This window comes from Chamaesiphon sp., from assembly GCF_041737865.1.
In the GTDB taxonomy this organism is placed as follows: domain Bacteria; phylum Cyanobacteriota; class Cyanobacteriia; order Cyanobacteriales; family Chamaesiphonaceae; genus Chamaesiphon.
This window is the reverse complement of sequence record NZ_JBGSQZ010000161.1, coordinates 1-9,398: the sequence shown is the minus strand read 5'-3', so window position 1 is coordinate 9,398 and position 9,398 is coordinate 1. Positions and strand designations below refer to the sequence as shown.

Sequence of the window (9,398 nt, the reverse complement as noted above, 5' to 3'; positions counted from 1 at the left end):
ATGCGCGAGAAGTTGACCGTTATGGGTGCGGGCGAGGTGTATGAAGATACGCTGTTAACGCAGCTAAATGCAGAAATTTTGGGAGCTAATTGATGCATTTAGTGTTGAGTGGGGAGGGTGCATCGGATGTTGGTAGCGATTCTCCAGGGGAGAGGCTCCGCCAACGCGAAAATATTGGCCCGATTACTAAATTGGTCGATCTGTTAATCGAGAGGCGATTAGGTTACTCTTTGGTTGAATATCAAGCTTTAACGTTATTCTCGAAAGCAGCATTAGTCGATCGTGCCAAACTGATGAAACCACGATCTCGCAAGGGGAAGAAGCAACCGAGTGAAACGCGCTATTTTTATAACAATGCCCGCGCCCTGGCTTTATTGGCGGGGGAACTAGAGGTAGAAGATCGGGTAGTGGTATTGTTTAGGGATGGAGATGGCACGGGGACAAGCACTCGACAGGAATGGGCACAGAAACTTCAATCGATGCTGGATGGATTTGCAGTAGAAGAATTGACGACAGGTGTACCAATCTTGCCCAAACCAAAATCTGAAGCTTGGTGGCTGTGCGCGTTACGCGATGATTATCAAAATTGTCAGCAGTTGGAAGATGAGTCAGGCAATGATGCTTCACCTAATTCGTTAAAAAGTCAGATCGAGGCATATTTGGGCGAACCTGCTACCCACTTGTTGCTTAACGATAAAATTGATGATGGTGAGATCGATATCGATCGAATCGACATGGACAGTCTAAATAAATTTAAAAAGAGATTGAATGAGGTGTTGGATCTGCTCTGCTGTGCTCGATCGAAATTGTAACTTGGTTACAAGGGCGGAAGAGTCGATCGATCTCTACAATCTGTTTTTCAATCCCACATTCCGCTAGTTGTAGCGATCGAAATTGCCTTTGTTATCCGCCCAGATGTGTGTTTCGGTCAAGACAAGCAGACTTTGCAACTGTAGCCACGACTTTAGTCGTAGGCACTTCTAATAATTGCGAACAGCTCCTAAAGCCTGTAAAGATGCTGTTTGTGCTGTAGTCAATCCGTGAATTTTGTCGATCTGCATTCCTTCATAGGGACGGAGAGATTTCCAAGTAGCCAGACATTTGGCAGCGTCTAAATCCCATACCTTAATAGTTTCATCTAAACTACCAGTAAATGCGATATTCTTGGGAGCATCCATTTCTGACGATCGAATATTACCAACATCTAGAGTATAAATTAAGCCACTATGCTCGGTTAGACTATGAAGACATTTACCAGTTTGAATATCCCATATTTTGAGCGATCGATCGACTCCGACACTGATAATAAATCGATCGTCATGACTAAATTTTGCGCTGAGGATCGGCCCTCGATGCCCGACAAAGGTTTGCAAACATGCGCCTGTTTCTACCGACCAAATTTTGATAGTTTCGTCATAGCTCGCACTGACCAACCACTGACCATCAGTACTAAAAGTAGCCGACCAAACACTATTACTATGCTCGCCGATATCTCGGTAATACTCACCCGATCGTAGATTCCAGAGTTTAATAATACCTGCAAAGTCACAACTTACCAACAGTTCGCCGTCGGGACTAAAATCGGCATAAATGACCGGACTGCCATGTCCTTGCAGCGTATTCAAACATGCTCCAGTATCGACATCCCAAATTTTGACTGTTTGGTCGTAACTAGTACTAGCTAATGTTCGACCGTCGGGACTAAAAATTACCCGCCACACCCAACTATTGTGACCTCGCAATGTCTTGAGACAATTACCTACTTGCCAATCCCATAATTTGATGGTGTAGTCAGCACTACCACTAGCTAATAACCGACCGTCAGGGCTGAAGTTAACCGACCAGATTCGGTTAGTATGTTCGCGCAAAGTTTGGACGATCTCTTCCCGATCGATACTCCAAATTTTAATTGTAGTATCTTCATTTCCACTGGCTAAATAACTCCTGTCGGGACTCAATTTAACAGATAAAATCGCATTAGTATGTCCGACGATCGTTTTAATACAGCGTTCCCGTTCTAAATCCCAAATTTTAGTATGATTGTCATCGCCACCGCTAGCAATGTGTGTACCATTGGGATGAAAAGCCACAGTCCAAATCCGGTTACGATGTCCGAGTAGCGTCTTTACACATTTGCCACTATTAGTATCCCAAAGTTTAATAGTTTTATCGAAACTACTGCTAACTAATTGTCGTCCATCTGGACTAAACGCGATCGCACTGACGGGTTGCTGATGGCCGATTAATGTGTGCAAACATGTGGGAATACAAATCCCCTTCAAATCCCCGACTTCTGGGAGAAGCGGCTCTCTCCGGTCGGGTCTCCCGACCATGGAAGAGAGACAAGACAGTCGGGGATTTTGGTTAGTAATATCCCAAATTTTAATCGATCGATCGTAACTAGCGGTAGCAATAGATCGACCGTCGGGGCTAAAAGCGACAGAACGCACCCAAGCTGTATGCGCCGACCACTCAGCCACACATTCACCCGTCGCCACATCCCATCGACTTCGCTCAGGGCAAGCCCACAGTCGCACAGTCAGATCTTCACCACCACTAACTAAAGTACGACCATCAGGACTAAACGCGATCGACCAAACCCGACCCTGATGCCCTGCTAAAGTCTGAATTTCGGGACTTAAATTACCTGGAAACGTCCGCCAGAGGCGAATCGTACTATCTTGAGCGGAACTGACGATAATCTGTCCATCGGGACTAAAGGTGACAGCATTGACTGAAAAAGTGTGTCCGATATACGTCTGCAAACATTCGCCCGTTGCGACATCCCACAACTTCACCCGATGGTCGTCGCTGGCACTGGCTAGATATTGCCCGTCGGGACTAAAAGCAATTGCCCACGTCCAGTGTTGATGCCCTTGACAACTAGTGAGTTTCGTGTGTGTACGAGCATCCCAAATCTGAATATCGCCTTTGGTATCGCTAGTCGCAAAACGTTCGCCATCATGACTAAAAGTAATTCCAACTACACCACCAAAGGTTTCGGCGAAGACAGTTTGACTGATGTGGCTCCCAGTAAAATCGACATTGTGTAAGGTCGCATTCAGGAGGTATGCTTGGCGAATCGCGAGATGCGAAAAATCAAAGCCTTGGAGATCGGTTTTGAGGTGACAAAATAAATTGAGCAGATTTCCCGCCGCATAACCACCGATCTTATCGGTTTGGTGACGTAAGGTAGTCAGGATTTCGACGAGATGCTGTTCGAGATGCGATCGATCGGTAAAATGCGTTAATAATCGATCGATTAATGGCTGTAAAATTAGTTGAATTTGAGCATCCCGCAGGTAATCTTTAGTTTGAGCTTCAATTAGAGCATGGGTTCTAAATAGATCCAGTTCTCCGGTAATAATTTCCCGCTTGATGCGATCGATAAACCTATTGGTGACATATTCCATAATGACGGGTTGTTGGGTCAAACCCTGCTCCGTAGTTTCGATTAACGATCGATCTCCGAGTGTTTCTAGTGCTGTTAATAAAATGGGTAGCGTAACTGCGGGGAGCGATGCTGCTTGTAATCTAGCTGGAGTAACACCTTCTCGATTAATAGCCAGCCAGTACATCGCCTGCTGTTGCGAGGCTGATAATCGCTCGAACTGCCGATCGATTAACTCCCAAAGATTGCCAAACACAGCCGTACCTTGGGCTAAAAAAGCATGAATATCACCATTGAAAAGGTTTTGAATTTTTGTCGCTACTATTTTTAGAGCTAGGGGATTACCATAAACGTAATCGATCAGATTGTGCTGCTCGATGAGTGGTGCGGTGATGCCTTTATCGACGAGCAAATGTTGGGCGGCGGTGATGTCGAGTCCAGCCAGTTGGAGCGATCTAACTGGGAGATTAACTCCTTCCCGTAGGCTGATGCCGCTGGGTTTTTCCCTACTCGTAATCACCATACAACTCTGATGATTTTCATCGCTAACACGCTGAAAAATTTCGCCATAGGCTTCACAACCTGCCAGGTAGCAGCCATTTTGAGATCCAGCTTGCAAAATTGACTCCACGTTATCGAAGACCAGTAAACAGCGTTTTTGGTGCAATTGCTGCATCAGTAAGGAGATCGAACTTTCCTGCACCTCGGAACCAATCAAAATTGGCAAGATTTGATTCAACAGATCCTGCGGATCGATCGCCTGTCGCAAACTCCGCCACACCACATATTCAAACTGAGACTCCAACTGTTGAGCCAGTTTCACAGACAAAGCCGTTTTGCCAATTCCACCCCACCCAAAAACTCCCACCACCCGACAACGACTAGCAACGATCCACTGTTCGAGCGTTTCTAACTCCGTCCCTCTCCCATAGAAGTGGCAAACATCAATTGCTTCTCCCCAATTCGTCGTCGCCAAGCAGGTGCGATAACCCTGGAGAATCGCACAGAGATTCCCTTTGGAAACTTTTTCCCCAGCTATCTGCGAGAGCGATCGCCACAACTGTGATGCAACTTGTTTGATATATTCTGGCTCATAACCCAACTCTCTACCGATCTCTTGATAGGAATCGCGATTCCATACTTTGGAGACGATCTCGGCTTGCAGCGTATTTAGCGAACCACGTTGATGTTGTTCGAGCAATCGATCGATGATTCTGAGAGCTTCTTGTCCAGTCATTTAGGGTCGATCGCTGCTAGATCGATTGTGAACTATAGGTAGTATATCTCGATTTGCTAGTGTGAAATTGTAATTTATACGACAAAAGGTTTACATAACTTCATATCGATCGAGGATAAGTACTTACTTTTAGTTACTTTTTCTTACTGACAGATCGATTGATCGAGGGTATCTTTTGAGGTGAATCTAGCCAGAGATGGCGATTTAGTCTTCAGGAGAATAGTGCAGATGAACAATAAAAATTTCGCGTTAGGACTAGCTACTCTAGCTCTATCGATCGCCAACGCCCCAAATGCCCAAGCTGCATTGATTAACGGAGTGACTGCCACAAATGATATGGGGAGTTTTTACGATATTAATAACATTGTCAACGGTTCTGGACTACCTGGAAATATCCCAAATTTGACAGGAACTCACAATCGAGGAAGTGGTACTAACGTCTGGGTTGCTTCAGAAGGCGTTAAGACTGGTAATATTACTTTTAACCTGAATGGAACATATAGTCTAGCTGGCATTAGTCTATGGAATTTTAATGGTACTTCCTTTCTCGGTGTAATCGCTAATCCAGATCTTGGACTGATTAAACTCAACAAAGTGACTCGATGCGATCTGAATCGATCTCCCAGACTTGTAACTCGATCTCACATAAGCGGTGCGATCGGAGATGGATATTACTCTTAATATATCCAGCAAAACGTAGTCACTTTTTGTTTTTTTCTCTGCTAATGACTCGATCGATCGGGGTTATATTTGAGGAGAATTTATTATATTGCTAGTAATAAATAAGTTAAGAGGTATTTATGGGCAACCCACCAAAGAAAGAGGAAAATGAAGGGCACAATACACCTCCAGAGTGGAGAGAAAGTAGCAAATTAATTATTGCAGGCATACTTGCTTGTGGCACTTGGAGTGTTTTAGGATGGCTAATTTGTTCACGATTTCAAAGTAGTGTGTCCTTTGCTGAAAAAATAGCTGCGCTTCCTCCTACAGCCACAGATAGAATTAATATAATTAAAGAAGCTAATGATACAGTCAATAAAACGTCTAGTTCACTCCATGCATTCATCACACCATTCGCGACTGCCATTAGTGGATATTTTTTTATATCATCAGGTATCTTGCTGAGTAAAAAAGATGATAATTCTAATGATGATAACTCTACGCCCTCGCCACCACCAGCGCAGATCTAATAGTTAAAATCTATTGCCATCTAAATATTTTTTTTAACCGCAGAGGCGCAGAGATCGCAGAGGGCATCAAGAAAAGGCTAATCTATCGTCTTGAAGTGGGAATAGAGTAAGAAATAAAATGCCAAACCAAAACAAAGCCATGACACCATTGAAAATATCTAAGTTCGATCCCACATCATATGACAAGTTCGATAGTAAGATAGCTAGTCAATTAGCAGAGCTAATTCAGCAATCTTATTTACAGTTTGACATAGCAGAGTTAGAACAATTATTTAGAGACGGAATACCTATTTCAAAACGTCCAACAGCAACAAGTATTCGACCTTGGAAAATCGAAGGGAATTATGAAGCAATAGCTACATTAGGAACAAGCAAAACTCCATTTGGATTTGTCACAAAAGATGGAAACAATATATATATTGTTTTTCGAGGTACAAAAAAAATTGCGGAGTGGTTTAAAGATGCCAATATTCAACTTGTTTCTTATGCGGACGGTACGAGTATAATCAATAATCAGCAAGTTGATATGACGAAATGGCAAATATTAGAAAATCCAATCGATTTTGCGTCAACTGATATTTCTGCAAATATCCCTAATGTAAATAATTTTGGTTATATCACTGCGGGTTTTCGAGGAATTTATGTGAGTTTGCGTGAACAAATGATTAATGCTCTTAACACTATAGGTGTTAGTAGTGTTTCTCAAATTTATGTAACAGGACACAGTTTAGGAGGAGCCTTAGCGACTTTAGCAATTCCAGATATCCTAGCTAATAGTGAATTTAAAAAAGACAAAATTACTCTCTATACCTTTGCAAGCCCACGCTGTGGAGATAGTAATTTTGCTGAAAAGTTTGAAAAACAAGGTGTGAAACATTGGCGAATTGCCAACACTGAAGATTTTGTTACGACACTTCCTTTTCCAACTGGAAATGTTTTCAAGCCCGCAGATCCAACAAAAGATATAGATCCAGAGACACTCCCAGAGAAAGAATTAGGAATTGGCGGTGTGACAGGAGTAGATCTTAACCCCAATCCAATTTATGGTTTTTTCAAGGCTATTTACGATCGTAAAAAAAGAAGAATGCCTGACTATGTTCATACAGGCACTCCGATCTATTTCACCATTCATGACAAAGCACTAGAAAGACATCATAACTTGGAGAAAGTTTATATGGAGGGAATCTCAGAGACTGCTTTACCTCCTAAAAATGCTCTAGATTGGTTAAAGCAATAATTTCTGACTTCAGGAATAAAAACTATTGGAGACATAATTAAATCATGTTAAAAGATTGGGACGAATATTATACTCAGCATTTTAATCGCTACAAGCAAAAATCTGATGTGCGCGATCGATGTCATCCGCAGATATTCAAACATGAAGATGATGGACAGCCAAGAAATGCGATCGTTTTAGTACATGGATTGACAGACTCGCCCCACTTTATGAAAGATATTGGCGAATACTTCTGCTCCGAAATGGGTTTTGATGTCTATATCCCGCTGCTTCGCGCTCATGGCTTGAAAGAGCCAGAAGACATGAAAGATGCGTCTTTAATCGAGTGGCGCAAAGATGTCAGATTTGCTGTGGATGCAGCTAAAGAAAGTAAAGGGAAAGTTTCGATCGGTGGCTTATCAACAGGGGGTACATTAAGTGTTGAAATGGCTCTAACAAACAAGCAATCGATCGATGGTGGAGTTTTCTTGTTTTCTGCTGCATTAGGTTTAGCTAGTAAAGCTGGTAATCTAGGTGAAATTTTGCTCAGAACTCCTCTATCTAAAATTTTCGACCATATCGATAAAAGTAGTCTTATCAATAATTCGCCGAGTGGTAATCCCTTTCGATATTCCAAAATGGATATTGGTGGAGCCAGAGAACTATCAAAATTAATTAAAGAGTTAGATTTACTGACCGATCGCGACGTACTAAATCAGCCTTTATTTGCAGCACATTCTGAATCAGACACCACCGCAGATATTGATGAGATCGAAGAATTGGTGAATCGGTCTAAAAAAGCAGAAATGTTTAGAATTGGTAAAAACTTTGCTGTTCCTCATGCCAGCGTTGTTTTGAAAAGTCCAGTCCTATCACTCAACAATTCACCTTTAGAACCTAGCAATCCTTTCTTTGACCAAATGACGCAATCGCTTCATACATTCACGAAGAAATATGGTTTAATAGATCGTAAATAAATAGTGGTGCGTTACTCTACGCGATAACAAGCCCTATGCTTTGATAAACGATTTGTCCTGAACTAGAGAAGTGCAAATTGCAAGGAATTGGTATCTATGAAATCCATGACACAAATCACCATCAGCGATATTGACATCAACTACAAAATCAAAGGTAGTGGCAAACCGTTACTGATGATTATGGGTTTGAGTTTCAGCCTGCTCGACTGGGGCAAGAAATTCACCGAAGTACTCGCTAAAAACTATCAACTAATCCTCTTCGACAATCGCGATGCCGGACTCACCAGCCCATCCCCACAACCGTATAGTCTCGTGGAAATGGCAGACGATACCGCTGGACTTTTAGACGGATTAAATATTCCCAAAGCACATGTATTTGGTGTCAGTATGGGTGGTGCGATCGCCCAGCATTTTGCTCTAAAATATCCCGATAAGCTAGACAAACTCATTCTCGGTTGCACTATGGCGGGGGGTAAATGCAGTCAGATGGGAGATATTAGTGGCGTGATAAATGTTAATCTTTTGGATTTATTATTTACATCCACATTCATTCACAGCCATCGACAGGAACTTACAGACTTCCTTGCAAAAACAACCCCATTGCATAGTCGAGATGCAGCTTTGCAGCGTCAGCTTCAAGCCTTTGCCAGCCACGATACTTACGATACTTTGAGCGATATTAGAGCCACCACACTCATTATCACTGGAGATAAGGATATTGCGATTCCTCGATCGAATAGCGACCTACTGGCTACCAAAATTTCTAATGCCAAACTAGAAATAATTGCGGATGCGTCACATGGCTTTGCTTATAGCAATGCAGAAATTATCGCCGATTTAATTCGGCTCTTTTTAAAATAACTAACAAACAGGACACAACGATCGTGAAAGACCAAATTGAAGCAATTAAAGACGAATTTATCGCTTACTTAATCGCGTTTAATTCACTGGAGCCAACTAAGGTTTTAGGATTTTTTCATCTACCTGCAATGTTGATGACTTCAGAGGAAGTCGCCATCATGGAGAAACCAATTGAGGTATTGGGAGTATTTGCAAAATTGATGGATGAGTTAAAAGGAAAACAATTTGAAGAGAGTAAGATTGTCAGCCCACTTCAAATTACTCAGCTCACTGATAATCAAGCACAGGTTGTTGGAGTTGCTAAACGATTCGATCGATCGAAAAAAGAAATCGAACACTTTGGCTTTACCTATACCATGCGTAAAGTCGAAGATAAATGGAAAATTATTGCAGGCGTATTGCACGAACCGGAAACATTGTCTAATTCTTGATAGTTTGATCGAGTAGTAAGCTAGAATGGTCAAAATCCCCGACTTCTTCAAGAAGTCGGGGATTTCGCTGTATCGATCTTATCTAAATTTATACA

General features: G+C 42.2%; 8 protein-coding genes. 7 read left to right on the top strand and 1 reads right to left on the bottom strand.

Features of this window, described 5'->3' with window-relative positions:
- The first annotated feature begins 92 nt into the window (after positions 1 to 92).
- Positions 93 to 812: a hypothetical protein gene (locus ACEW9J_RS12405; RefSeq protein ID WP_373545431.1), complete on the top strand. Its 720-nt coding sequence runs from the start codon at positions 93 to 95 to the stop codon at positions 810 to 812.
- A 168-nt stretch (positions 813 to 980) separates the two neighbouring features.
- Here the strand turns inward: ACEW9J_RS12405 and ACEW9J_RS12400 are convergent, their stop codons facing one another.
- Complete coding sequence (locus ACEW9J_RS12400; protein WP_373545430.1) at positions 981 to 4,628, bottom strand: NB-ARC domain-containing protein; 3,648 nt, start codon at positions 4,626 to 4,628, stop codon at positions 981 to 983.
- A 228-nt stretch (positions 4,629 to 4,856) separates the two neighbouring features.
- On the opposite strand from ACEW9J_RS12400, the gene ACEW9J_RS12395 reads away from it, so the two are divergent.
- From ACEW9J_RS12395 to ACEW9J_RS12370, 6 genes are all read left to right on the top strand, one after another.
- Positions 4,857 to 5,309, top strand: coding sequence for a hypothetical protein (locus ACEW9J_RS12395; RefSeq protein WP_373545429.1), 453 nt, complete (start codon positions 4,857 to 4,859; stop codon positions 5,307 to 5,309).
- Between the two features lie 119 nt (positions 5,310 to 5,428).
- Positions 5,429 to 5,818 carry a hypothetical protein gene (locus ACEW9J_RS12390; protein WP_373545428.1) on the top strand — a complete coding sequence of 130 codons (390 nt, stop codon included), beginning with the start codon at positions 5,429 to 5,431 and terminating at the stop codon, positions 5,816 to 5,818.
- Positions 5,819 to 5,936: 118 nt separating this feature from the next.
- Positions 5,937 to 7,055, top strand: a complete 1,119-nt coding sequence (locus ACEW9J_RS12385; RefSeq protein ID WP_373545427.1) for a hypothetical protein — start codon at positions 5,937 to 5,939, stop codon at positions 7,053 to 7,055.
- Between the two features lie 44 nt (positions 7,056 to 7,099).
- A complete protein-coding gene (locus ACEW9J_RS12380; protein WP_373545426.1) occupies positions 7,100 to 8,011 on the top strand; it encodes an alpha/beta hydrolase in 912 nt (303 codons plus the stop codon).
- Positions 8,012 to 8,116: 105 nt separating this feature from the next.
- On the top strand, positions 8,117 to 8,872 hold the full coding sequence (locus ACEW9J_RS12375) for an alpha/beta fold hydrolase (RefSeq protein ID WP_373545425.1): 756 nt from the start codon (positions 8,117 to 8,119) through the stop codon (positions 8,870 to 8,872).
- Positions 8,873 to 8,895: 23 nt separating this feature from the next.
- A complete protein-coding gene (locus ACEW9J_RS12370) occupies positions 8,896 to 9,303 on the top strand; it encodes a hypothetical protein (protein WP_373545424.1) in 408 nt (135 codons plus the stop codon).
- Positions 9,304 to 9,398: the final 95 nt, after the last annotated feature.